The sequence below is a fragment of the Phytohabitans sp. LJ34 genome, from assembly GCF_052068095.1.
GTDB lineage: Bacteria > Actinomycetota > Actinomycetes > Mycobacteriales > Micromonosporaceae > Phytohabitans.
The window spans coordinates 216,524-239,069 of sequence record NZ_JBQHDG010000010.1 but is presented as its reverse complement, the minus strand read 5'-3'; the positions used below and the strand labels follow the sequence as shown (position 1 = coordinate 239,069).

Below are 22,546 nucleotides of genomic sequence, written 5' to 3'. Positions count from 1 at the left end.
GTTCAGCGGTCGGCATCGAGCAGCGCGCGGACCTCGTCGTCGGACAGCTGTTCCAGCTCGGCGAGCAGGTCGTCGAGGCCGGCCGACTCGTGCCGCTTGATCGTGCGGGCGATGTCGGCCACCGTGAACGCGTCGGTGAACAGCGCGTCGACCGGCAGTTCCACGCCGAAGTCGTCGCGGACCCGGACGGCGAAGCGCACCAGCGCGAGCGAGTGGCCGCCCAGTTCGTGGAAGTTGTCGTGCACCGACGTCGGCGGGAAGTCGAGCAGCTCGGCCCAGATCGCGGCGACCCGCGCCTCGGTCGGGTCGTCGGTCTCGACGGTGGCGGCGGCGTGCCGGGAGTCGATCGCGGCCAGCACCGCGGCGGCGGAGGTGAGCCCGCTCGCGATCCGGTGCACGCGCTCGGCGTCGGCGGGCCGGCCCGGCACGGCCGTCGACTCGACGGCGGCCGGCGGCGCGGCCGCGGGCGGCTCGTACCGTGCCCCGAGCGCGTCCACGGTGGACAGCACGAACGCGTCCCCCTCGCGGCGTACGCCGGGCAGCCCGGTCAGGAAGTCGTACGCGGGGCGGTTGCGGTCGGTAGGTGCGTAGGCGAGGGCGATCTCGGTGAGCCCCCAGTTGGCGGCGTGCGCGCCGAGCATGGCGAGGACCCGGTGCTCCACGCCGCGCCCGAGCACCCGGCAGCTCAGCAGGAACGTCTCCACGGCCAGCCGGTCGCCCCAGACCTCGTGGACGACGACGCCGACCTGGCCGTACGAGCCGAACCGGTCCGCCACGTCGACCACGAGCACGTCCACCGTGGACAGTTCGGCCGCCGTCCGGCGTACCGTCGTGAGGTTGAACTGGTTGGTGCGCTGGGTGAGCTGCGCGGTGCGGGCGAGGTCGGCGGGCGCCATCGGCCGCACGTCGACGACGAGGCCGAGCCCGTCGAGAAAGCTCGCCATCGACGGCGCGGCGGTGCGCGCGGCCCGGCGGCGGGCCTCCACCGCGTAGCGCTCGGCCCGCTCGCGGTCATCGTCGGTGACCGCGGTGTGGTCGAGCGGCCAGCAGTGCCGCAGGTAGTCGGCGACGCCGTCGAGGGGCAGGGTGAGCGCGAGCACCTCCGGGTGGGCGGCGCGCACCTCGGCGACCTCGACCGGGTTATCGTCGAGGAAGACGAACGCGTCGAGACCGAGGTCGAGCTCGGCGGCGAGCGCGGCGAGGTTGGCCGACTTGGGGCGCCAGTCGATCCGGTGCGCGGTCACGTGCTCGGGGCGCAGCACCATGTCCGGGTGGTCGGCCAGCACGGCGAGCACGTCGGCCTCGGTGTTCTTGCTGCATATGGCGATGAGCCGGCCGGCGGCCCGCTGGGCGAGCAGCAGCTCCTGGAACGCGCGGCGGGCGGCCGGGACCCGCACGCCGAACGTGCCGTCCTCGCCCACGACGCCGTCCCACAGCGTGTTGTCGGCGTCGACCGCGATCACCTTGGGGCGTGGTGTGAGCCACGCGTGCGCCGCGCGGGCCACCACGGTGCCGAGCGCGGCGAACATCGCCCGCGTGTACGGCACGTCCGCGGACCGCTCGCCGTAGGCGTCGAAGTAGTCGGCCACGGGGTAGAGCGCGGCCAGGTCGGCGCTGGTCACGACCCGCACGCGCGGGTCGGCGGAGAGGGCCGCGGCGAGGCGGGTCTCGGCGGCCGCGGCGGAGGTGCCGGGCGGGGGTGGGCAGCAGACCACGAGATGGGGTACCGGCGCGCGGCCGGCGCTGTGCCGCACGGCGGCGGCGAGGTCGTCGGCCTCGGCGTCCCGCCACCGGTCGAGGCGGACCAGCACCACGTTGACGCCGTGCCGGTTGGCGGCGAGGGGTCCGTCGCCGTCGAGCAGCGCCTGGAAGACCTGGTTGTACGGCGCGAAAGCGGTGCGGGCCGGCACGCCGAGCTCGTCCCACCAGTGGCGCAGCGACTCGTCGACCGGGTCTGCCGTGAAGCTGGCGGCCACGGCAACGCACAGTTCGTCCAATGTAGAGGCCCCCTCGTGTCGCGCCCACGCGGGAGCCGTGTGGGAGCGCTCCCATAGCTTGCGGTAGACAGCAGTCTAGCCATGGGTGAGGGCCTGTCAACGCCGCGCGGTCGGCCCGGTCGACCCGCCGGATCGACGCATTTCACGAGGTCAATGCGGTGGCCGGCGGCCGGGCCGGCGCCCGGAACCTGGCCCAATGGCCCACCCAGGTTGATCCGTTCGGGTTAGTCGGCCGGCCAAGTCACCGCACGACGGAGGGCCGCGGCCAGCGCCGCGGCCCTCTCCGTGGGCGTGCTCAGTCGCGGAAGGCGTCCTTGACCTTCTCGCCGGCCTGCTTGAGGTCGGCGGCGCTCTGGTCCACCTTGCCCTCGGCCTCGAGGTCCTCGTCGTCCGTGGCCTTGCCCACGTGCTCCTTGACCTTGCCGCCCATTTCCTCGGTCTTGTTGTCGATCTTGTCGTCCAGGCCCATGGCCTGCCCCTTCCGTCGTCGAAGCCCTGACGGGCGTCGCTTACCGGAGGGATACCCGCTGGCCGATCCGTCCAATCCGTCACGGACCCAGGCTGAGTACCTGGCGGAGGGCGTCACGGAGGGTAGTCGTCTCGTCGCGGGCGGCGGCGCGGGCGCGGAAGCAGACGTGGTTGTCGGGGCGGAGCAGCAGGCAGCCGCCGTCGTCGACCTCGCGGAGCCGGGCCCAGTCGCCGTACAGGTCCTCGTAGTCGGCGCCCGGCCCGATCGTCACCGCGGCGACCGGCACGCCGAGCTCGGCGCCGACCGCCGCCGCGGCGGCCACCCAGCCTTCGCCGCCGACGCCGGTCAGCACCGTGAACCGGCCCCGCCCACCCAGGTCCAGTGTGGATACCCGGGTGCGGTCGCGGCCGACCCAGGCGTGCGGCACCTTCGCGCCGGGCCAGGTGGTGGCCAGGTGGTGCAGCTCGTCGTCGCGGGGGTTCATCGGCGGCGGGGTGCCGTCCGGCACCACGGCGGTCGAGGCGTACCGCTGGTTGAGCTCGACACCCAGCGTGTTGAACTCGTAGTTCTTGAGCTCGATCGCCTCGCGCAGCTGCCGGCGCTGCTTCTCCGCGTCCGCGGTGGGCAGCTTGCGGGCGTCCATGTTGCGGCGCAGCTGCGCGTGGTCGCCGGTGGAGAGCAGGCCGAGCGCCTCGAAGATGCGGGCGGTCTCGCCGATGCTGCGGTTGGCGCGCTCGACGACCTGCCGGCCCACCGGGGCCCGCTCGGCCGAGTACGTGTCGAGCAGCTCCGGGCCGGCCGCGCCGTCCAGCACGAGCTTGAGCTTCCACGCCAGGTTGTACGCGTCCTGGATGGACGTGTTGGAGCCGAGCCCGTTCGACGGCGGGTGGCGGTGCACCGCGTCGCCGGCGCAGAAGACCCGTCCCCGGTGGTACGTCTCGGCGTACTGGTGGTTGACCGTCCACGTCGACGACGAGCGGATGGTGACCGGCACCGAGTCGTCGCCGATGAGGTGGTGCGCGATCCGGCGGGCGTACTCCTCGGTGAGGTCCGGCGGGGCGCCGTCGATGTCGTAGCCCCACACGATCAGCCACTCGTGCCACGGCCGCACGCAGCGGACCAGGCCCATGCCGATGCCGCCGACGTCCGAGCCGGTCTGGAGCACCCAGTAGAGCGTGCTGGGGCGGTACGCGGTGTACTTCGTGAGGTCGGCCTCGAAGACGATGTTGATGCTGCCGGCGACGCCCATCCGGCCCACCATCGGCAGCCCGATGTCCTCGGCCACCTTGCTCCGGCCGCCGTCGGTGCCGACGAGGTACTTCGCGCGGATCCGGTACTCGTCGCCGCGCAGCCGGTCGCGCACCGTCGCGGTGACCCCGTCCGGGTCCTGCTCCAGCGACAGGTACTCGGTCTGGTAGCGGAACGAGGTGCCGCGCGCGATCGCGTTCTCCACGAGCACCGGCTCCATCAGGTGCTGTGGCATGTCGCAGATCGCGCTCGGCGACGCGAGGTCGTGCTCGGCCTGGCGCAGCGGGTGCGTATACCAGGTGCGCAGCCGACCCAGCTCCTCGCCGGCGAGGCTGGAGCAGAAGACCGTGTCGCCCATCAGGTGCTGCGGGGTGGCCTTGGCGACCACCTTGTCCTCGATGCCGGCGTCGCGGAGCACCTCCATGGTGCGCTGGTTGGTGATGTGCGCGCGGGGTGTGTCGGAGAGCTGGCCGTACTTGGTCACCACGATGTTGGCGACGCCGTAGGTGCTCAGCAGCAGCGCGGCGGCGCCGCCGGCCGGACCGCTGCCGACCACCAGCACGTCGGTCTCGACGTCAGCGGGCATCGGAAACTCCTAAGTGGAAGGTGAACTCCACGCTCCGCCACTCCCCGTCGACCGCGCGGCCGTCCGGGGTGGGGCCGTGGCGCGCGGCGAAGTCGACGATCAGGTCGTCCTTGACGCCGAAGACGGTGTCCGAGTCGAGGTACGCGCCACCGGCGACGAAAAGCTGGGTGACGAGCCGCCGGTAGCCCGGTGCGGAGATCATGAAGTGCAGGTGTGGGGCCCGGTACTGGTGCCGGCCGGTGACCCGGAGCATCTGCCCGACCGGCCCGTCGTCCGGAATGGGGTACTCCGACGGCAGGATCGACCAGAAGGTGACCCGTCCCGACCCGTCGCTACGGAGGCGGGCGCGGAGCACCGGACCCTCCAGGTCGGGCAGCTGCACGTCGTAGAAACCGTCCTGGTTGGACTGCCACACGTCGACGACCGCGCCGGCCACGGGCGCGCCGTCCGGGCCGGCGATCCGCACGTCCGTCCAGAGTGGCACGCCGGGCAGCCCGCCCGAGATGTCCGTGCCGGGCGGCACCTCCGGCGGACCGTCCACGTAGAACGGACCGAGCACGGCGGACGGCGTGGTGTCCGGGGTGCGGGAGTTGGTGAGCACGTCGACCACACTGGACACCCCGAGCGTGTCGGAGAGCAGGATGAACTCCTGCCGCGTCGGGCCGCTCACCTGTCCGGTGCGGGTCAGGAAGTCGATCGCGGCCCGCCACTCCGCCTCGGTGACGTCGTTCTCCCGGACGTACGCGTGCAGGTGCCGGACCAGGGCGCCGAGCAGCTCGCCGACCCGCCGGTCGGGCGCCTTGGCGAAGCTGGCCACGACCTGTTCGGTGAGCTGTCCGGTCACGGCCGGCGGGCGCGTACCGCGCCAGGCGGCGGTCAGCAGGGCGAGGACGCCGGCCGGCGTGACCTCGCGCGGGTTCGGGTAGGGCTTTCCGGTCGCCTCTTCGGCCGCCGCCGTCAGGTCCGGCTCCGCGAGCCCCAGCGCGGCGAGGGAGGTCGGGCCGCCCAGGCCTGCCACGAGGTCGTACATGCCGGCCGGCGCGTCCGCCACACCCATAGCGGACGCGATCCGCCGCATCGCGTCCGGCGCCGCGGGCGCGTTGTAGGCCATGGCGTGCGGCAGCACCACCGTGTGCGTCTCCGCGTGCGGCAGGCCGAACGAGCCGCCGAGCACGTGGCAGAGCTTGTGATGCAGGCCCATGCCGACCGTGCCGAGGCACATGCCGGCCAACCACGCGCCGGTGAGCGCGTCCGCCCGCGCGTCGAGGTCGTCCGGCCGGTCGGCGATCCGGGGCAGCGCGCCGGCGATCAGCGCCACCGCCCGCAGCGCGTAGGTGTCCACCACCGGGTTGGCCTGCGGGGCGTAGAGCGCCTCGACCGCGTGGGCGAGCGCGTTGACGCCGCTGGTGACCGAGAGCGCCACCGGCAGGCCGAGCGTCAGCTCCACGTCGTACACGACGGCGGCCGGCACGATCGCCGGCGAGCTGCGCGTGGTCTTGGCACCGCCGGCGGTCTCGCCGAGGACCGGCGTCATCTCCGAGCCGGCGTACGTGGTGGGCACCGCGACCTGCGGCAGCCCGGTGCGGTCGGCGAGCGCCTTGCCGAGGCCGGTGCTGGAGCCGCCGCCGATCGAGACGAGGCAGTCGGCGCTGTGCTCGCGCGCCACGGTGAGGGCCCGCTCGGTGACTTCCACCGGGGTGTGCATGGCGGCGCCGTCGAAGCGGGCCGCCGCGAGCGGGCCGAGCACCCCAACCGCCCGGTCCGCGACCGCGGCCAGCTCCGGCGTGGTCAGGATCAGCGGCCGGGTGCCGCCGAGCCGTTCGACCTCGGCGCGCAGCCGGTCGAGCGTGCCCGCGCCGAAGACCACCCGGGCCGGATGCGCCGTGAACTCGAACGACCGCATGGCTCAGTGTGCGACGGGCGTGGCGGTGCGGTCCTGCATGTTTCCGCTGTCGTCACTGCACGAAACGCTCGCGGCGGATCGCGGCCGGCGTGGTGTGCAGGTGGGCCTTGAGGACGCGGGTGAGGTGCTCCTGGTGGGAGAAGCCGCACCGCAGCGCCACCTCGGCGATCGGCACGACGGTGTCGCGCAGCAGCTCACAGGCGGCGTCGACGCGCCGCCGGACGAGAAACTGGTGCGGCGTGAGGCCGGTGCGGGTCTTGAACTGCCGGGCGAACTGGCTGACGCTCAGCCCCGCCGCGCCGGCCATCGCGCGCAGCGGCACCGGCTGGCCCAGGCGCGCCTCCACGAGGTCGCGCACGGCCGCCCACTGCCGCTCGCTCAGCCCGGCCCGGCTGGGCGGCACGGGGCCGGGCCGCGGGGTCACGCTGTGCGCGCGGGCGAGCTGCGCGGCGAGCGCGTGCCCGAGGTGGTCGACGTACGTGCGCGCGGACGGCTCCCAGTGCCGCAGCACCCCGTCGAGCGTCAGCAGCAGCTGCTCCAGCAGCGGGTCGAGGCTGCCCAGCTCCTCGGCCAGCTCGACCGCCGCCGCGCCGTCGTGCACCTCCTGGAGCGTCTCGTCGGTGAGGTACGCGTGCACGGTGTCGAGCTGGCCGCCGAGCTCGACGGTCAGGTCCTTGCCGGCCGGGTGCACGAAGAGGCCGCCGGGCGGGACCGTGCGCGAGCGGGTCAGCCCGAGGTGCCCGCGGCGCACGGTCACCGGCCCGTTGAGGTGCAGGATGACCAGGTGGCTGCGGGCACCGTCGAACGACGCCCGGTAGGGACGCTCGCACTGGGTCGAGACGTACAGGTGCTCCCAACCCAGGCCCGAGCTGGTGCGCGAGGGACGCACCCACGGCTGGCGGAGGATGCCGTTAGTGTCCTGTACGGTCAGCTCCTCCATGACCCTGACATAACCCCGATCCGCAGATCAGGTCAAGGGCATCAGCTCTCGCCGAGCACCTTCCGCAGGGCCACGGCGAAGCCGGCCGGGTCGCCGCCCATGCCGAACTCCGGCGGCAGGTAGGCGCCGTGGTGGCCGGGGAGGGTGACCGGCTCGGTGCCGAGTCGTGCCGCCACACCCAGGCCGCCGCGGCAGGCCAGCTCCTGACCCGACTCGGCGCCCACCGCGACCACGATCCGCGTCGACGCGGCGGCGAGCGCGTCGAAGTCCGGCTGGTAGTGGGTACACGTGATGAGGTTTTGGGCGAGCAGCGGGTCGTCGCGCGTGCCGTCGTCCTCGGTCGGCAGCCCGAAGGTGGCCGGATCCGGCCCGGGGCGCTCGGTGTAGTCCGCCGGCACCAGCCCGTCGTACATCGTCAGAGCGATGAACTTCGCCATCGCCGGGCCGAAACCGTCCCGCAGGTACGTGGTGCGGACGTCCTGGATGGCGGCCAGCGCCGCCTCGCGGTCTTCGAGCAGCTGGGCGGCCGGCGGCTCGTGCGCCACCAGCGTGCGCACCTGCTCCGGGTGGCGGGCCACCAGGGCGAGCGCGTTGATCGCGCCGCCGCTGCTGGCGAAGACCTCGACCGGCCCGCCGCCGACCGCGGCGATCACCCGGCGCACGTCGTCGGCGTGCTGCTCGGGCGTGCACTCGCCGCTCTCCGTCCGCTGGCTGCGGCCGGTGCCGCGCGGGTCGTAGGTCACGACCGTGCGGTCCGGGAACTGGTCGGCCAGGGCCGCGAACCCGCTGGCGTCCATCGGTGAGCCGAACATCAGCAGGGGCGGCTCGGTGCTCGCCGCGGCGGTGCGCACGTCGTAGGTGACGGTGGCGCCGGGCGCGTCGACGGTGCGGGTCTCAGGGCTGTTCATGATTTCTCCTTCGTGAGCTTGCCGGGTTAGACGGCCCGGCGCCCGCGAACTCATCGGCCGCCGCGCGGAGGTGGGTGAGAAACCGCTCCACGGCGGGCGGGACGCCGCGGCCGGCGCGGGTCGCGGCGTAGACCCGGCGCACCGACTCGTCGGCGGCGTGCAAGCGGAGCAGCGCGATGTCGGCGGGTGTGCCGCGGACGGCGAGGGCCGGCACGAGCGCGACGCCGAGGCCGGCGGCGACCAGGCCGAGCTTGCCGGTCCACTCGGCCGCCACGAGGTCGATCCGCGGCCGGAAGCCGCTGGGCAGGCTGGCCCGCAGCAGCGTCTCCTCGGCCGTCGCGGAGCCCACGACGAACGCGTCGCCGGCCAGGTCGGCGAGGCGCACCGTGCGCCGCCGGGCCAGCCGGTGGTCGCGCGGGACCGCCACGAGCAGCCGCTCGTCGAGCAGGTGGTGCAGGTCGAAACCGGATCCGGGCGCCAGGCCCGCGGGCGACGAGCTCACGACCGCCACATCCGCGTCTCCGGCCTCCAGCCGATCCAGGAGTACCGGCGTCAAGCCCTCCACAAGGGACAGTGCCACCTCCGGGAAAGCGGTGCGGAAGGAGGCGAGCGCCCGCGGGACGAGCGCCGCGACGGCGGTGGGGAACGCGCCGACCCGCAGCCGGCCGCCGCCCAGGCCGCGCAGGGCGTCGAGGTCGCGCCGCGCGGCGGAGAGCCGGTCGAGGACCGCCTCCGCGTGCGGGAGTATCGCCCGCCCCTCCTCGGTGAGCGCCACGCCGCGCGGCAGCCGGTCGAAGACCCGCGCGCCGACCTCCGCCTCCAGCGCGGCGATCTGGCGCGAGACGGCCGACTGGGTGAAGCGAAGCTCGCGGGCGGCGGCGGTGATCGACCCGAGCCGCGCGACCGCTCGGAACACCTCCAGCAGCCGCGTCTCCACGCACACATGCTAGCCGCGCATGGCAGTGATGCTAGACATTCGTTGGACGCATGCGGGCGGCCGCCCTAGCGTGGTCGCCGTGAACCTGACCCTGGACAACCCGGACGGCGTGGGCGCGCCGTTCGGCGACCGCTTCGCCCACGTGGCCCGCCTGGACACCGGCGGCGGTGGGGCGCTGCTGATGCTCGCCGGCCAGGTCGCCGTCGACGACGCGGGCGAGGTGGTCGCGCCCGGCGACGCCGGTGCCCAGGCGGAGCGGATCTTCGAGATCGTCGAGGGGATCCTCGCCGCACACGGTGCCTCGCTCGCCGACGTCGCGCACATCCGCACGTTCATGACCGACCTGGACGACCTGCCCGCGTACGGAGCGGTCCGGCGCGCCCGCTTCCCGGCCGCGCCGGCGACCGTCCCGCCGGCCAGCACCACGGTCAAGGTCAGCCGGCTGTTCCTGCCCGGGGCGGTGCTGGAGGTGGAGGTCACCGCCGCGGTCCGTCCTCCCGCGGGGGGACAGCGGGATACCTCCGCGGGGCGTTCCGGGCGAGCGTGACCCGCCCATACCGTCGACGCCATGACCAATCCGGCTCCCTCCGGCCGGCCACCGCTGGCCGTGGTGTCGCTCGGGCTCGGCGCCGTCGCCATCCCGACGCTGTTCTGCTTCGGCCTCGGCATCCCGCTGGGCCTGGCCGCCGTGGTCACCGGGGTCGTCGCGTTCGCGCGCGAGCGGGGCCGCCCGGGCGGTGGCGCCGGCCGCGCCGCCGGCGGCGTCGCGCTGGGCCTGCTCGCGCTGGCGGGTGCCGCCGTGCTCGTCCTCCGCCCGGACGGGTGAGCGTCACCCGGCCGGTGCCCGGGTCGCCACGATCACGCGGTTGCCGTCCGGGTCGGTGACGGTGGCCATGCGCTCGCCCCACGGCTGGTCGGCCGGCTCCTGGAGCACCGGCACACCGGCGGCGCGGAGGCGGTCGACCGCCGCGTCGCAGTCGCCGGCGTAGACCCAGAGGGTGACCCGGTCGTTGACCAGGTCGCCCGGCTGGTCCTGACGGCCGATGCCCAGGTGGGAGCGGCCGAGGTCGACCGCGACGTAAGCCGGCTCGCCCTCCGGCGGAAACTGGTACGTCACCGTGCCGCCCAGCAGGTCGCGGTAGAAGCCCAGCGCGGCGGGCAGGTCGCGCGCGGTCAGGATCGGGAAGATCTCGTCGAACATCGTTTACCTCCTACCCGATGACGAGTGGCGCGGTGCCCGATTCGACAAGCCCCGGCCGATCGGCCCGGGCGGGCGGCCGGGGCCCCGTCGAGGTCGCCGGCGACACCGCCGGCCGCCATCTACTGGACCGGGTTGCCGGCGAGGTTGCGGCCGCGCGCGTGCCACAGCAGGTGACCCTTGTTGCGCGGGTGGTCGGGGTCGAAGCGCAGCTCCTGGGAGAAGTACCGGATCGTGTAACCCGCCCGGCGGCGCGGGCTGCGGTTGGCCGTGGCGCCGTGGATGATGCGGGCGTCGTGCAGCGAGCATTGGTTGGCGTCGAGCTCGAAGTCGACGGCCTTGGCCTCGTCGACGTCGCCCTGGACCACGCGGTCGAAGGAGTTCGTGTCCGGATCGGCAAACTCGTACTCGCGGCCCGCGCTCAGGTGGCTGCCGGGCAGCACGCGCATGCAGCCGTTCTCCCGGTCGACCGGGTCGAGCGCCAGCCACACCGTGGCGATGCGGTCCATGCGGTCGAAGCGGTCCTGCCAGAAGTACGAGTCCTCGTGCCACGGCGTGGCCCGCCCGCTGTACGCCTCCTTGGACAGGAACGCGCTTGCGAACAGCCCGATGTCCGGGCCGATCACCGGTTCGACGAGGTCGAGCAGCTCGTCGGCGAGGAGGAAGTCGAGCAGCCGCGGGTCGCGCTGGTGCGGCATGTCCAGCTCGCCGCTGTCGCCGCGGGAGGCGCCGGCCAGGTGCTCCTCGAAGACGGCCTTGAGGCGGGCGAACGACTCGGCCGGCAGGACGGGTTGGCGATACAGGACGTAGCCGTCGGTGCGAAACCGATCGGCTTGCTGAGTGGTCAGTCTGCTCATGCCGGAAAGCCTGCGCCACCAGCGGGCCGGCGTCTTTGGACCAGCCGGCCACCTGATTGGCAGATCAGGACATCGGCAGGTCAGGACACGGAGAGCACCGGCCGGAGGTCGGCGGCGGCCCGGAAGCGGCCCGGGGGAGCGCCCAGCCGGCGGGTGAACGCGCGGGTGAAGCCGGCCACGTCGCCGTAGCCGACCGCCGCCGCGACCCGCTTGATCGGCAGGTCGGTGCGGACCAGCAGGGCGGCCGCGTGGTCGAGCCGGGTGTGCTCCACGTATCCGGCCGGGGACTGTCCGACGTGGACGGCGAAGAGCCGGGAGAGCTGCCGCGGCGAGAGGTGCACGTGGCGGGCCAGCTCCTCGACCGGCAGCGGGCGGTCGAGGTTGTCCTGCACGTACCGCAGGACGAGCCGGACCGCGGCGGCTCCCGCGTCGGGCGCGGCGGCCGCCCGCGGCCGCAGGCTCTCCGCACCCGCCTGGGCGAGCGCGACGAGCAGCGCCCGCGCGACCGCCGCGGTGGCCGCCTCCTGGCCCGGCAGCGCCGGCCCGCCGCCGGTCGCCCGCAGCGCCGCCCACAGCGCGGCCACCCGGTCGTGTGCGTCGTGGGCGAGGGGCCGGGCCGACCCGGCGAACGCCTCGAAGAGCGCCGCGACGTCACCGTCGCCTTCGGACAGTCGCAGGTGGAACGCGACCCACGCGAGCCGGATGCCCGGCGCGCGGCGACTGACGATCCGGTGCGGTACGCCCGGCCGCGCGAACAGCAGCGAGCCCGGCCCGATCGCGTGGGTGCGGCCGTCCACGGTGAACTCGCCGGTGCCGTCCTCGACCCAGCACACCTCGTAGTACGTGTGGCGGTGCGGCGGGTTGACGACCGTGTCGGCCATCTCCGCCCAGTGGTAGACGTCGACGTCCACCGGGCCGAGGCGGATGGCGCCCGGTCCGGCGTTCAGGAGGTCGGTCCACCCCACGCGCCTACCCCTCCAGGGCCCGGGTGACCACGCGCCGCACGTCGCGCAGGTGCTCGACCATCAGCCGGCGGGCCTTCACCGGGGTGCGCCCGCGCACCGCCGCCAGGATCGCCAGGTGGACGTGGTGGTCGTGGTCGCGGTCGCCGTACAGCGCCTGGATGTGCCGCTGCTCCTCGTCGTGCAGGTCGATGAGCGAGTCGAGCACCTGGGCCAGCGCGGGGTTGCCGGCCAGCCGGCCGAGCGTGCGGTGGAAGGCCATGTTGGCGGCGTGCAGCGCCGCGTCCTGACCAAGTGAGCGCCCGGCCCGGTCGAGGCTCGCGGCGAGCTCGTCGAGCTGGGCGTCGGTGGCGCGCCGGGCGGCCGCCTCGGCCAGGTGCGGCTCGATCAGCTCGCGCGCCTCCAGCAGGTCGAGGATCGCGGTGGCGTCGAGGCGCAGCCGGTTGGGGTTCGCCATGATCAGCCGGGACAGGTCGGCGCGCACGTACACGCCGGAACCGTGCCGCATCTCGACGGCGCCGGTGGCCTCGAGGCGGCGCAGCGCCTCGCGCAGGGTCGGTGTGGCGACGAGGAAGCGCTCGGAGAGCGCCCGGTTGGACGGCAGGCGATCGCCGGGGCGCAGCCCCTCGTCGCGGATGTGGGCCAGGATCCGGTCGGTCACCTCGTCGAGGAGCTTTCGCCTGGCCACGGGCGCCGCGGCGCCGCGCGAAACGGACATGGGGGTGGACACGGGCTCATTCTCTCGCTGGTTCGAGATCAAGGTCTAGACACCAGGTGAGCAAGTCATCTAATCTCTTGCTCACTTTTAACAGGTGGGAAACATACCGCGAGGAGGGGTCGTGACGGTAGCGGACGACGAGTTGCTGCGCCGGAGCCTTTCCGACGCGCTCATCGGTCGCGTCGTCGACCTCATCCGCACGGAAGGGCTCGGGCCGGGCGACCGGCTCCCCTCGGCGCGGGTGCTGGCCGAGCGCTTCGCGGTGGCGACGCCGACCATCCGGGAGGCGCTGCGCCAGCTCCAGGCCACCGGCGCGATCGACATCCGGCACGGCTCCGGCATGTACGTGAACGCCGCGCTGGACCGGGTCGTCATCGCCAACCCCAACCTGCCCACCCTGGACGCCGAGCGGCTCGTCGAGCTGCTCGACGCCCGGCTGCTGGTCGAGCCGTACCTGGCCGGCCTGGCGGCGCGCCACCGCAGCCCGGCCACCACGGCGGCGCTGCGCCGTTCCCTCGATGCGGCGGAGCAGCACCTGGCCGGGGACGACACGCGGCTGCACGAGGCCAACATGGCCTTCCACCGCGCCGTCGCCACCGCGAGCGGCCACCGCATCCTGCACGAAGTGCTCGACTCGCTGCTCTCGGTGCACGCCGGCGAGCAGCGCGAGATCCTGCACATATTCGACGACCGGTCCCGTGACCACGAGGAGCACCGGTCCGTCCTGGCCGCTATCGAGGCCGGCTCCGAGGAGCGGGCCACTCGACTGATGCGGCGACACCTGGAGGACGTGGCGGACGTGGTCGCGCGCCGCCTGTCCACTCTCGACGAATCTCACGAAAGGTGATGTCCGTGCGGGCACGCGTACTCACCGCTCTGGTCGCCGCCGCGTCGCTGGCGCTGACCGCATGTGGCGGCGACTCCGGCGACGACAACGGCGGCGGCGGTGGCGGCAAGACCGAGCTGAAGCTGTACAACGACAAGGGCGCCTGGAGCCCGTTCTTCGAAGAACTGGGCAAGCTGAGCAAGCAGCAGATCGGCATCGGCATGACGCCGGTCGGCTACACCGACGAGCCGACGTACTCGGCGTTCATCAAGGCGTCCTTCCGCACCAACGAGAAGCCGGACCTGTTCACCTGGTCGACCGGCGGGCGGCTCCAGGAGATCGTCGAGGCCGGGCAGGTGGCCGAGACGACCGACCTGTGGAAGGAGGCGATCGCCGCCGGCGACCTCTCCAAGGAGCTGGAGGAGACCTACACGTACGGCGGCAAGCAGTACTGCGTGCCGCTGAACATCTCCTACTGGGTGATGTTCTACAACAAGAAGGTCTACGACGAGGCCGGCCTCAAGCCGCCGACGACCTGGGCGGAGCTGATGTCCAACGCGGACAAGCTCAAGGCCAAGGGCGTCACGCCGTTCTACCAGACCTCCGTGCTGTTCAGCTTCGTGTGGTTCCAGCAGCTGCTGATCGGCACCAACCCGGACCTGTACAACAAGCTCGCGACCGGCGAGGCCAAGTACACCGACCCCGGCGTGGTGGCCGTCATGGAGCGGTGGAAGCAGATGATCGACGGCGGCTACTTCTCCGACGCGGGTAGCAAGGAGGACCCGGCCGTCCAGCTCAAGTCCGGCAAGACCGCGATGGGCATCTTCGGCACCTGGTTCAACACGAGCATGACCCAGCAGGGGCTCAAGCCCGGCACCGACTACGGCATGTTCACGATCCCCAACGTCGACCCGGCGCAGAGCAAGGTGACGATGGCGTTCGAGAGCGGTCCACTGTGCTCGCTCGCCAAGGCGCCGGACACCAAGGCCAGCGACGACTACATGAAGTGGTGGGTGCGGCAGCCGGCGCAGGAGAAGTGGGCCAACAGCCGCGGCGACGTCTCCGCCAACCCCAAGGTGAGCATCCCTGACCCAGGGCTCAGCGCGATCGCGAAGTCGGCCGGCGCCGGCGAGTACACGCTCGCCAACCGGTACTTCGAGGCCGCGCCCGCGCCGGTGCTGACCGCCGCGCTGGACGCGTTCGGCGCGTTCATGGTCAAGCCGGACAGCTACATGAAACAGCTGGAGAACATCCAGAAGGCGGCCGACGAGTACTGGAAGGGCCGCTGATGTCGGTCGCCACGGCGACCCCGGTCAACTCCCCGGCGGCTCCGGCCGCCGGGGGGCGGGCCAAGCGCGGTGATCGCGGGGCCCGGTGGGGTGCGCTGGGCTTCGTCTCGCCGGCGGTCCTCCTCGTCGCCGTGCTGCTCTACGCGCCCTTCCTCTACACGGTGGTGCTGAGCTTCACCGACTACGACGGGCTCAACTCGCCACAGTGGATCGGGATCGACAACTTCACCCGCTTCTTCGACGACCCGGCCCTGACCACCTCGCTGCGCAACACGCTCATGTGGGTGGTCGGCACGACGGTCGTGCCGGTGGCCCTCGGCCTGCTGGTGGCCGTGCTCAGCTTCGGCATCAAGGGCGGCACCTGGCTGCGGCTGCCGTTCATGCTGCCGTACGCGCTGTCCGGCGCCGGCCTCGCGGTCATCTGGGGCTTCATCCTCCAGAGTGGAGGCGCGGCCAACGACATCCTCGGCTTCCTGCACCTGCCCGGGGCGGAGACGTCGTTCCTCCAGGAGGAGCCGTGGAACACCCTCGGCATGATCGTCGCCTGGACGTGGCAGCAGACCGGCGTCAACGCGCTGCTCTTCCTCGTCGGCCTCCAGTCGATCCCGAAGGAGCCGCTCGAGGCGGCCCGGCTCGACGGCGCCAACGGCTGGTCGCTCTTCCGGCACGTCACCTGGCCGCTGCTCGCTCCACTCACGACGGTCGTGGTCGGGCTGGCGCTGGTGGCCAGCCTCAAGACGTTCGACATCGTGTGGGTGATGACCCAGGGCGGCCCGGGCCGCAACTCGGAGACCCTCGCCGTGACGATGTACCGGGACGCGTTCGTCTCCGGCGAGTACGGCTACGGCTCCGCGGTCGCGCTCGTGCTGACGCTCACCACGGGCGCGGTCACGCTGGCCTACCTGCGCCGCCAGGTCAAGTCACGGGAGGCCCTCGGATGATCCGCAGACTCGTCCTCGGCGCCATGGGTCTGGTGTGGCTGATCCCGGTGTACCTGCTGCTGGTCAACGCCTTCCGGCCCAGCACCCAGTACGACGCGGACCGGATCTGGGTGCCGGACGCGGACTTCGGCTTCTTCGACAACGTCAAGCTCGCCTGGGACGCCGCCGGGCTCGGCCCCAGCATCCTCAGCACGCTGCTCTACAGCGCGGTCTCGCCGCTCGCCGCGGTGGTCGTCGGTGCGATGGCCGGCTTCGCCATCGTGGTGCTGCGCCTGAAGGCCGGCTTCTGGTGGTTCATGCTGCTGTTCGGCGGCACCATCTTCCCCATCCAGATGCTGGTGATCCCGCTGTTCATCAGCTACAGCAGCGCCGACCTGTACGACCGGCGGCTCGGCCTGGTGCTCGTCTACACGGCGGTCTGCGTGCCGCTCGCCGCGCTCGTCATGCGCAGCTTCTTCACCGGCGTCGCGTACACCATCTACGAGGCGGCCCGCGTCGACGGCGCGTCGGTGTGGCGCATCTTCTGGCGGGTGTACCTGCCGCTCGCCGTGCCGGCGCTGAGCGCGGTGGCGATCCTGGAGTTCGCGTTCGTCTGGAACGACCTGCTCTTCGGCCTCACCCTGTCGCAGAACGAGACCGTGCGGCCGGTGATGACGGCGCTCTCCTCGCTCTCCAGCGCCTACTCCGGGTCGACGGTGCCGGTCGTGCTCGCCGCCGGCCTGGTCATGTCGCTGCCCACCGTGCTCGTGTTCCTCGGCGCCCAGCGCATCTTCGCCCGGGGCCTGACCCTGGGCCAGTACTGACGAAGGAGTCCCACCTTGACAAGTCGGCTGCTGCGGGCGAGCCTCGGCTCGCCGGGCTACGACGACATGCGCGCCACCTTGCGTGCCGCCGGCGCCACCGCCGTGGCGGGCGACGTGCGGGTCGCCTGCCTGCCCCTCTTCCGGGCGGACCCGTCGCGGCAGGCTGTGCGGGTGACCGGCGCTCCCGAGGGCGCCACGGTGAGCGTCCGCGACGGCGACACGCTCGTCGACCGGGCCGCCGCCGGCACCGACCTGTGGGTGCCCGAAGTGGACGCGCCGCGCACGTTCACCGTCGCGGTCGAGGGGATCGGCGAGGCGGAGCTCGTCGTCACGCCGCAGCGCAAGTGGACGGTCCACGTCGTACACCACTCGCACCTCGACATCGGCTACACCGACCGGCAGGGCGTGGTGCTCCGCAACCACCTGGAGTACCTGGACTCCGCGCTCGACCTCGCCGCCGCCACCGACGACTGGCCGGACGAGGCGCGCTTCCGGTGGACGGTCGAGTCGGCGCTGCCGGTGCGCCGCTGGCTCGACTCCCGCGACGCCGCCGCCGTCGACCGGTTCGTGGGGCTGGCCCGCGCCGGGCGCGTCGAGGTGACCGCGATGCCGTTCCAGCTGCACACCGAGGCCTGCTCGGTGGAGGAGCTGCACCGGATGCTGCGGTTCACCGACGACCTGCGGGAGCGGCACGGCATCCCCGTCACGTCGGCGATGCACACCGACGTGCCCGGCGCCGTGGTCGGCTTCGTCGACGCGCTCGCCGCCGGCGGCGTGCGGTACCTGTCCGCGGCGCACAACTGGGCCGGCCGCTCGGTGCCGTTCCTCACCGGCGGGCAGGACCTGGGCCGGCCCTTCTGGTGGCGGTCGCCGGCCGGCGAGCGGGTGCTGGTCTGGTTCACCGACACCGCGCACGGCATGGCGTACATGGAGGGCAACGTCGTCGGCCTCGCGGAGAGCTTCGCCGCCGCGTCGTCGCTGCTGCCCGGCTACCTGTGGTCCCTGGCCCACCGCCCGGTGCCGTACCGCAAGGAGGCGTTCGGCTGGAGCGGACTCGACGGTGTCGAGCTGCACAAGCCGCCGTACCCGCACGACGTGCTGCACCTGCGCGTACAGGGCGGCAACGCGGACAACGCCGGCCCGTCGATCGTGCCGCCGTCGGTGGTCCGCGAGTGGAACGCCACCTACGCCTGGCCCAAGCTGCGGATGTCGACCAACAGCGCGTTCTTCGAGGACGCCGAGGAGCGGATCGGCGACGCCATCCCCGAGCACAGTGGAGACTGGACCGACTGGTGGGCGGACGGACTCGGCTCCGGCGCCCGGCCGCTCGGGTACGCCCGGCGGGCCCAGCACGCCGTCCGCCACGCCGAGACGCTCCACACGCTCGCCGGCACGCCCGCGACGTCCGAAGTGGACGCGGTCTACGACAAGCTCGGCCTCTTCGACGAGCACACCTGGGGCGCGGCCAACCCGTGGCACGACCACGAGGATGGTTTCGACTCCGGTGGCCTCCAGTGGGCGCGCAAGTGCGAGATGGCGTACTCCGGCGCGGACGACGCCGAAGACCTGCGGCACGCCGGGGCCCACCGGCTCGGCGCCCGGTTCGCGGCGGCCGGCGGCGCGCTCGCCTCGTACCTCGTCGCCAACCTCGGTCCCGCGGACCGCACCGACCTCGCGGAGGTCTTCCTGCCGGCCAGCGTCGTCCCGCTCGACCAGCAGGTGTCCATCGTGGACGCCCGCACCGGCTCGGCGGTGCCGCACCACGAGGAGGCCGTGCGCTCCGAGGACTGGCCGACCCGGCCGGCCGGGCGGCGCCTGTCGTTCGTGCTCGCCGGCGTGCCGGCGGTCGGTCACGCCCGCGTCGACGTGGTCGCCGGCACCGGCCCCGCGGTCGCCGAGGAGCTGGACGGCTGGCAGATCGAAAACGAGTACTACCGGGTGAGCGTCGACCCGCGCGAGGGCACGCTCACGTCCGTGTTCGACAAGCGGGCCGGGCGCGAGCTGGTCAACGCCGCCGCGTACGCGGGCATGAACCAGTACGTGCACGAGCGGTACTCGACCGCCCCGCACGTCAACCACCTCTCCGGCCACGTCGAGGCACCCCACGGCGACCTGGCCCTGCTGGCCGGGCGGTCGATCGGGCGCCGGGCCTCGCTGGTCCGCGCCACCCGCACGGCGGTGGGGGAAACCCTCGAGGTCGAGCTGGACGCGGACGGCGCCCGGTGGCTGCGCACCACGGTCACGCTCACCGCCGGCGTCGCGCGCGTCGACGTCACCAACCGGCTCTACAAGGAAGGCGCGCCGGCCAAGGAGAGCGTCTTCTTCGCGTTCCCGTTCGCGATGCCGGCACCGGTCGCCTGGGAGCTGACCGGCGGCGTCGGCGGCGGCGACGCGCCCACCGTGCCCGGCGCGGCCCACCACATGACGCCGATCCGGCACTGGGTCGCGTTCGACGACGGGGAGGTGACCGCCGCCTGGGCCACGCTGCACGCGCCGCTGGTCATGTTCGGCGACATCTACCTGCCGTACGCGCCGTTTCCGCCGACCATCGCGCCCGAGCCGGCCGAGCCGGGCACCGTCTACTCCTGGGCGATGAACAACATCTGGGACACCAACTTCCCCGCACAGCAGCAGGGGGAGACCACCTTCCGGTACGCGATCGGGTCGGCGGCCGGGGCCTCACCCCGCGAGCTGGGGCAGGCGGTCGCCGCCGGGTTCACCGACGCGTTCGTGGCCGTGCCGTCGACCGGGACCGGCGCGGCGGCACCACCGGACGGGCGCTGGGCCACAGTGGACCATCCACTGGTGCGGGTGGCCGCGATCGGCCCGTCCCGGCGCGGCCACGACCTGGTGGTGTACCTGGCGTCGGCGGCTGGCGATCCGGCGGCCGTGTCGCTGACCGTTCCGGGGATGCGCGCGGCCTTCGTGGGCACGAGCCTGGAGCGTTCCCTCGCCCCACTGTCCGTCTCGGACGGTACCGCGACCGTGACCGTGCCGGCCGGGGGCTTCGTCGCCGTCGCCATCGACAGGGCGCGGTCGTGAAGATCGTCGACATCCGGGCCACCACCGTGACCGTGCCGCTCGAAGCGCCGCTGCGGCACTCCAACGGGGCGCACTGGGGCCGCTTCGTGCGCACCATCGTGGAGGTCGAGGCGGACAACGGCCTCGTCGGGCTCGGCGAGCTGGGCGGCGGGGGAGAGAGCGCCGAGCAGGCGATCCGCGGCCTCCGCGAGTACCTGGTCGGGCACGACCCGTTCGCCCTGGAGGCGCTCCGGTTCGCGATCGCCAACCCGACCGCGAGCCTCTACAACAACCGCACCCAGCTGCTCGCCGCCATCGAGTTCGCCTGCCTCGACCTGATCGGCCAGCACCTCGACGTGCCCGTGTACGACCTGCTCGGCGGCAAGCTGCGGGACCGGGTGCCGTTCGCGTCGTACCTGTTCTTCCGCCTCACCAACCAGTCCGGCGAGGGTGACGTGCGCACCCCGGAGCAGCTCGTCGCGCACGCCCTGGCGCTGAAGGAGGAGCACGGCTTCACCGTCCACAAGCTCAAGGGCGGGGTCTTCCCGCCGGAGTACGAGCTGGCGTGCTACCGCGCGCTCGCCGCCGCCCTGCCGCCCGGCGACCGGCTCCGGTACGACCCCAACGGCTCGCTCTCGGTGGCCGAGGCGCGGCGCTTCGGGGAGGCGATCCGTGACCTGCCCAACGAGTACTTCGAGGACCCGACCTGGGGCCTGAACGGGATGCGGCAGCTGCGCGACCTCGGCATCCCGCTCGCCACCAACACCGTCGTCGTCAACTTCGAGCAGCTCGCCACCAACGTGCGCGATCCCGCCGTCGACGTGATCCTGCTCGACACGACGTTCTGGGGCGGCATCCGCCCGTGCGTCAAGGCGGCCGCGGTGTGCGAGACGTTCCAGCTCGGCGTCGCCGTGCACTCCTCCGGAGAGCTGGGCATCCAGCTCGCCACCATGCTGCACCTCGGTGCCGTCCTGCCCAACCTCACGCACGCCGCCGACGCGCACTACCACCACCTGCGCGACGACGTGGTCGCCGGCGGCAAGCTGCCCTATGTGGACGGCACCATCGCCGTGCCGGACGGGCCGGGGCTGGGCGTGCGGCTCGACCGCGAGCGGGTGGCCCGCTACGCCGAGCTGTACAAGGAGCTCGGCGGCTACCCGTACGACCGCGACCCGGCCCGGCCCGGCTGGTACCCCCTCGTGCCGAACGACCGGTGGGCGGACCCCTCGTGACCCGGGCCACCGAGGTGATCGTCCGCGACGTGCCGGCCGTGCGGCTGGAGAACGACGTGCTGCGCGTCACCGTGCTGCTCCACGGTGGACACGTGGTCGAGTTCCGGCACAAGCCGCTCGACCTCGACCTCACCTGGCGCTCGCCGCGGCGTGGCTGGCCGGAGCCGCCGTCGGCGGACTTCTTCGACACGTATCCGGGCGGCTGGCAGGAGGTCCTGCCCAACGGGGGCGCGCCGGCGACGTACCGGGGTGCGGTGCTCGACCAGCACGGCGAGGTGGCGGCGCTGCCGTGGGAGTGCGTGCCGCTCGACGACGGCGTGCGCCTGTCCGTGGCGGCGAAGCGCACGCCGTTCCGGGTCTCGAAGGTGCTGCGCCTCGACGGCGCGCGCCTCGTCGTGTCGGAGACCCTGGAGAACGAGGCCCCGGTCGAGGTGCACGCGATGTGGGGTCAGCACCTCGCCTTCGGGGAGCCGTTCCTCGTGCCGGGCGCGCGGCTCACGCTGCCCGACGGTGTGCGGGTGATCCCGCACGAGTCCACCATCAACCCGCCCCGGCGCGCCGTCGCGCCCGGCGGCCCCTATCCGTGGCCGGTGGTACCCACCCCCGGCGGCGGCACCGTCGACCTGTCGGTGATACCCGAGCCGGGCGCGCCCAGCGACGTCGTCTACCTCACCGGGTTCGACGACGGATGGTTCTCGCTGCGCCGGCCTTCGGGCCCGGGCGTCCGGGTCGAGTGGGACGCGACCGTGCTGCCGTACCTGTGGCTCTGGCACGAGCTCGGCGACACCACCGACTACCCGTGGTGGGGCCAGGCGTACGTCGTCGGGGTCGAACCCTTCTCCAGCTACCCGACCGACGGGCTGCCGACCGCGGTCGCGAACGGTTCGGCGCTCACGCTGGCGCCGCTGTCGTCGCTGTCCCTCGACTGGTCCGTGGAGGTGTTGCCATGAGCGAGTTCGACGGCAAGGTGGCCGTGGTCACCGGCGGCGCGAAGGGCATCGGCGCGGCGGTGGTCGCCCGCCTTTCGAAAGCCGGCGCCTCCGTCGTCTACGGCGACGTCGACGGTGACGGCGTCCGCGCGGACGTGACCGTCGCCGCCGACATGGAGCGGCTCGTCGCCACCGCGGTCGAGCGCTTCGGCGGGCTCGACATCCTCGTCACCAGCGCCGGCGTCCAGCGGTACGGCACCGTCGAGGAGACCTCCGAGGCACTGTGGGACGAGGTGCTCGACGTCAACCTCAAGGGCGTCTACCTCGCCGGCCGCGCGGCCGTCCCGCACCTGCGCGCCCGGGGCGGAGGCGCGATCGTGGCGGTCTCGTCGGTGCAGGCGTTCGTCTCCCAGCGGAGCGTCGCCGCCTACGCCGCCAGCAAGGCCGGCATCAACGCGCTCGTCCGGTCGATGGCGCTCGACCACGCCGCCGACCGGATCCGGGTCAACGCCGTCTGCCCGGGTTCCGTCGACACTCCCATGCTCCGCTGGGCGGCCGACCTCTTCCGCGGTGAGTCCACCGTGGACGAGACCGTCGCGCAGTGGGGGCGCAGCCACCCGCTCGGCCGGGTGGCCCGGCCCGAAGAGGTCGCCGAGGTGGTCGCCTTCCTCGCCAGCGACCGGGCGTCGTTCGTCACCGGCGCCGAGTACCGGGTCGACGGCGGCCTCCTCGCCGTCAACCCCGCATCGCTCCCCCCTTCCTAGGTTTCGGATAGGAGAACC

At 73.1% G+C, this 22,546-nt stretch carries 21 protein-coding genes; 10 read left to right on the top strand and 11 right to left on the bottom strand.

Annotated elements, in window-relative coordinates:
• Window positions 1-2: 2 nt before the first annotated feature.
• The 7 genes from ACTMTJ_RS19900 to ACTMTJ_RS19870 form a co-directional block, all read right to left on the bottom strand.
• Window positions 3-1,976, bottom strand: a complete 1,974-nt coding sequence (locus ACTMTJ_RS19900; protein ID WP_441218662.1) for an HAD-IIIC family phosphatase — start codon at window positions 1,974-1,976, stop codon at window positions 3-5.
• 316 nt (window positions 1,977-2,292) lie between these two features.
• Complete coding sequence (locus ACTMTJ_RS19895) at window positions 2,293-2,466, bottom strand: CsbD family protein (protein ID WP_441218660.1); 174 nt, start codon at window positions 2,464-2,466, stop codon at window positions 2,293-2,295.
• Window positions 2,467-2,545: 79 nt separating this feature from the next.
• Window positions 2,546-4,300 carry an FAD-dependent oxidoreductase gene (locus ACTMTJ_RS19890; protein WP_441218658.1) on the bottom strand — a complete coding sequence of 585 codons (1,755 nt, stop codon included), beginning with the start codon at window positions 4,298-4,300 and terminating at the stop codon, window positions 2,546-2,548.
• The gene (locus tag ACTMTJ_RS19885) at window positions 4,290-6,203 is read right to left on the bottom strand and encodes a maleylacetate reductase and hydroxyquinol 1,2-dioxygenase domain-containing protein (protein ID WP_441218657.1); all 1,914 of its coding nucleotides are present in this window, start codon (window positions 6,201-6,203) and stop codon (window positions 4,290-4,292) included. Before ACTMTJ_RS19885 ends, ACTMTJ_RS19890 begins: the two co-directional genes overlap by 11 nt.
• A 52-nt stretch (window positions 6,204-6,255) precedes the next feature.
• Window positions 6,256-7,143 (bottom strand): helix-turn-helix domain-containing protein, encoded by an 888-nt coding sequence (locus tag ACTMTJ_RS19880; protein WP_441218655.1) that lies wholly within the window; start codon window positions 7,141-7,143, stop codon window positions 6,256-6,258.
• Between the two features lie 41 nt (window positions 7,144-7,184).
• Window positions 7,185-8,051, bottom strand: coding sequence for an alpha/beta fold hydrolase (locus tag ACTMTJ_RS19875; protein ID WP_441218653.1), 867 nt, complete (start codon window positions 8,049-8,051; stop codon window positions 7,185-7,187).
• Window positions 8,038-8,988 carry a LysR family transcriptional regulator gene (locus tag ACTMTJ_RS19870; protein ID WP_441218652.1) on the bottom strand — a complete coding sequence of 317 codons (951 nt, stop codon included), beginning with the start codon at window positions 8,986-8,988 and terminating at the stop codon, window positions 8,038-8,040. Before ACTMTJ_RS19870 ends, ACTMTJ_RS19875 begins: the two co-directional genes overlap by 14 nt.
• A 79-nt stretch (window positions 8,989-9,067) precedes the next feature.
• On the opposite strand from ACTMTJ_RS19870, the gene ACTMTJ_RS19865 reads away from it, so the two are divergent.
• Together ACTMTJ_RS19865 and ACTMTJ_RS19860 are read left to right on the top strand one after the other, a co-directional pair.
• A complete protein-coding gene (locus ACTMTJ_RS19865; RefSeq protein ID WP_441218650.1) occupies window positions 9,068-9,535 on the top strand; it encodes a RidA family protein in 468 nt (155 codons plus the stop codon).
• Between the two features lie 21 nt (window positions 9,536-9,556).
• Window positions 9,557-9,814, top strand: coding sequence for a hypothetical protein (locus ACTMTJ_RS19860; RefSeq protein WP_441218648.1), 258 nt, complete (start codon window positions 9,557-9,559; stop codon window positions 9,812-9,814).
• A 3-nt stretch (window positions 9,815-9,817) separates the two neighbouring features.
• Here ACTMTJ_RS19860 and ACTMTJ_RS19855 read toward each other — a convergent pair whose 3' ends face one another.
• The 4 genes from ACTMTJ_RS19855 to ACTMTJ_RS19840 form a co-directional block, all read right to left on the bottom strand.
• The gene (locus ACTMTJ_RS19855; protein WP_441218646.1) at window positions 9,818-10,189 is read right to left on the bottom strand and encodes a VOC family protein; all 372 of its coding nucleotides are present in this window, start codon (window positions 10,187-10,189) and stop codon (window positions 9,818-9,820) included.
• Window positions 10,190-10,308: 119 nt separating this feature from the next.
• Window positions 10,309-11,043 (bottom strand): phytanoyl-CoA dioxygenase family protein, encoded by a 735-nt coding sequence (locus ACTMTJ_RS19850; RefSeq protein WP_441218644.1) that lies wholly within the window; start codon window positions 11,041-11,043, stop codon window positions 10,309-10,311.
• 80 nt (window positions 11,044-11,123) lie between these two features.
• Window positions 11,124-12,008 (bottom strand): helix-turn-helix domain-containing protein, encoded by an 885-nt coding sequence (locus ACTMTJ_RS19845; protein ID WP_441218643.1) that lies wholly within the window; start codon window positions 12,006-12,008, stop codon window positions 11,124-11,126.
• 4 nt (window positions 12,009-12,012) lie between these two features.
• Complete coding sequence (locus tag ACTMTJ_RS19840; protein ID WP_441218641.1) at window positions 12,013-12,735, bottom strand: FadR/GntR family transcriptional regulator; 723 nt, start codon at window positions 12,733-12,735, stop codon at window positions 12,013-12,015.
• 109 nt (window positions 12,736-12,844) lie between these two features.
• Here ACTMTJ_RS19840 and ACTMTJ_RS19835 point away from each other — a divergent pair, with 109 nt between their 5' ends.
• Genes ACTMTJ_RS19835 through ACTMTJ_RS19800 form a run of 8 tightly spaced genes read left to right on the top strand, consistent with a single transcriptional unit; the run spans window position 12,845 to window position 22,528 of the window.
• The gene (locus tag ACTMTJ_RS19835; RefSeq protein WP_441218639.1) at window positions 12,845-13,570 is read left to right on the top strand and encodes a FadR/GntR family transcriptional regulator; all 726 of its coding nucleotides are present in this window, start codon (window positions 12,845-12,847) and stop codon (window positions 13,568-13,570) included.
• Window positions 13,570-14,838, top strand: coding sequence for an ABC transporter substrate-binding protein (locus ACTMTJ_RS19830; RefSeq protein ID WP_441218637.1), 1,269 nt, complete (start codon window positions 13,570-13,572; stop codon window positions 14,836-14,838). The genes ACTMTJ_RS19835 and ACTMTJ_RS19830 overlap by 1 nt, the downstream gene beginning before the upstream one ends.
• The gene (locus ACTMTJ_RS19825; protein WP_441218635.1) at window positions 14,838-15,779 is read left to right on the top strand and encodes a carbohydrate ABC transporter permease; all 942 of its coding nucleotides are present in this window, start codon (window positions 14,838-14,840) and stop codon (window positions 15,777-15,779) included. The genes ACTMTJ_RS19830 and ACTMTJ_RS19825 overlap by 1 nt, the downstream gene beginning before the upstream one ends.
• Entirely contained in the window at window positions 15,776-16,582 is an 807-nt protein-coding gene (locus ACTMTJ_RS19820; protein ID WP_441218633.1) for a carbohydrate ABC transporter permease, read from the top strand. The genes ACTMTJ_RS19825 and ACTMTJ_RS19820 overlap by 4 nt, the downstream gene beginning before the upstream one ends.
• A gap of 15 nt (window positions 16,583-16,597) precedes the next feature.
• The gene (locus ACTMTJ_RS19815) at window positions 16,598-19,624 is read left to right on the top strand and encodes a glycoside hydrolase family 38 C-terminal domain-containing protein (protein ID WP_441218631.1); all 3,027 of its coding nucleotides are present in this window, start codon (window positions 16,598-16,600) and stop codon (window positions 19,622-19,624) included.
• The gene (locus tag ACTMTJ_RS19810; protein WP_441218629.1) at window positions 19,621-20,835 is read left to right on the top strand and encodes an enolase C-terminal domain-like protein; all 1,215 of its coding nucleotides are present in this window, start codon (window positions 19,621-19,623) and stop codon (window positions 20,833-20,835) included. Before ACTMTJ_RS19815 ends, ACTMTJ_RS19810 begins: the two co-directional genes overlap by 4 nt.
• Entirely contained in the window at window positions 20,832-21,785 is a 954-nt protein-coding gene (locus ACTMTJ_RS19805) for a hypothetical protein (RefSeq protein ID WP_441218628.1), read from the top strand. The genes ACTMTJ_RS19810 and ACTMTJ_RS19805 overlap by 4 nt, the downstream gene beginning before the upstream one ends.
• Window positions 21,782-22,528, top strand: a complete 747-nt coding sequence (locus ACTMTJ_RS19800; protein WP_441218626.1) for an SDR family NAD(P)-dependent oxidoreductase — start codon at window positions 21,782-21,784, stop codon at window positions 22,526-22,528. The genes ACTMTJ_RS19805 and ACTMTJ_RS19800 overlap by 4 nt, the downstream gene beginning before the upstream one ends.
• Window positions 22,529-22,546: the final 18 nt, after the last annotated feature.

What these genes read in the sequence shown, in the direction of transcription:
- ACTMTJ_RS19855 (WP_441218646.1), bottom strand. Translation starts at nt 10,189, where the DNA reads ATGTTCGACGAGATCTTCCCGATCCTGACCGCGCGCGACCTGCCCGCC.
- ACTMTJ_RS19820 (WP_441218633.1), top strand. Translation starts at nt 15,776, where the DNA reads ATGATCCGCAGACTCGTCCTCGGCGCCATGGGTCTGGTGTGGCTGATC.
- ACTMTJ_RS19850 (WP_441218644.1), bottom strand. Translation starts at nt 11,043, where the DNA reads ATGAGCAGACTGACCACTCAGCAAGCCGATCGGTTTCGCACCGACGGC.
- ACTMTJ_RS19890 (WP_441218658.1), bottom strand. Translation starts at nt 4,300, where the DNA reads ATGCCCGCTGACGTCGAGACCGACGTGCTGGTGGTCGGCAGCGGTCCG.
- ACTMTJ_RS19875 (WP_441218653.1), bottom strand. Translation starts at nt 8,051, where the DNA reads ATGAACAGCCCTGAGACCCGCACCGTCGACGCGCCCGGCGCCACCGTC.
- ACTMTJ_RS19860 (WP_441218648.1), top strand. Translation starts at nt 9,557, where the DNA reads ATGACCAATCCGGCTCCCTCCGGCCGGCCACCGCTGGCCGTGGTGTCG.
- ACTMTJ_RS19830 (WP_441218637.1), top strand. Translation starts at nt 13,570, where the DNA reads ATGTCCGTGCGGGCACGCGTACTCACCGCTCTGGTCGCCGCCGCGTCG.
- ACTMTJ_RS19895 (WP_441218660.1), bottom strand. Translation starts at nt 2,466, where the DNA reads ATGGGCCTGGACGACAAGATCGACAACAAGACCGAGGAAATGGGCGGC.
- ACTMTJ_RS19825 (WP_441218635.1), top strand. Translation starts at nt 14,838, where the DNA reads ATGTCGGTCGCCACGGCGACCCCGGTCAACTCCCCGGCGGCTCCGGCC.
- ACTMTJ_RS19885 (WP_441218657.1), bottom strand. Translation starts at nt 6,203, where the DNA reads ATGCGGTCGTTCGAGTTCACGGCGCATCCGGCCCGGGTGGTCTTCGGC.
- ACTMTJ_RS19880 (WP_441218655.1), bottom strand. Translation starts at nt 7,143, where the DNA reads ATGGAGGAGCTGACCGTACAGGACACTAACGGCATCCTCCGCCAGCCG.
- ACTMTJ_RS19800 (WP_441218626.1), top strand. Translation starts at nt 21,782, where the DNA reads ATGAGCGAGTTCGACGGCAAGGTGGCCGTGGTCACCGGCGGCGCGAAG.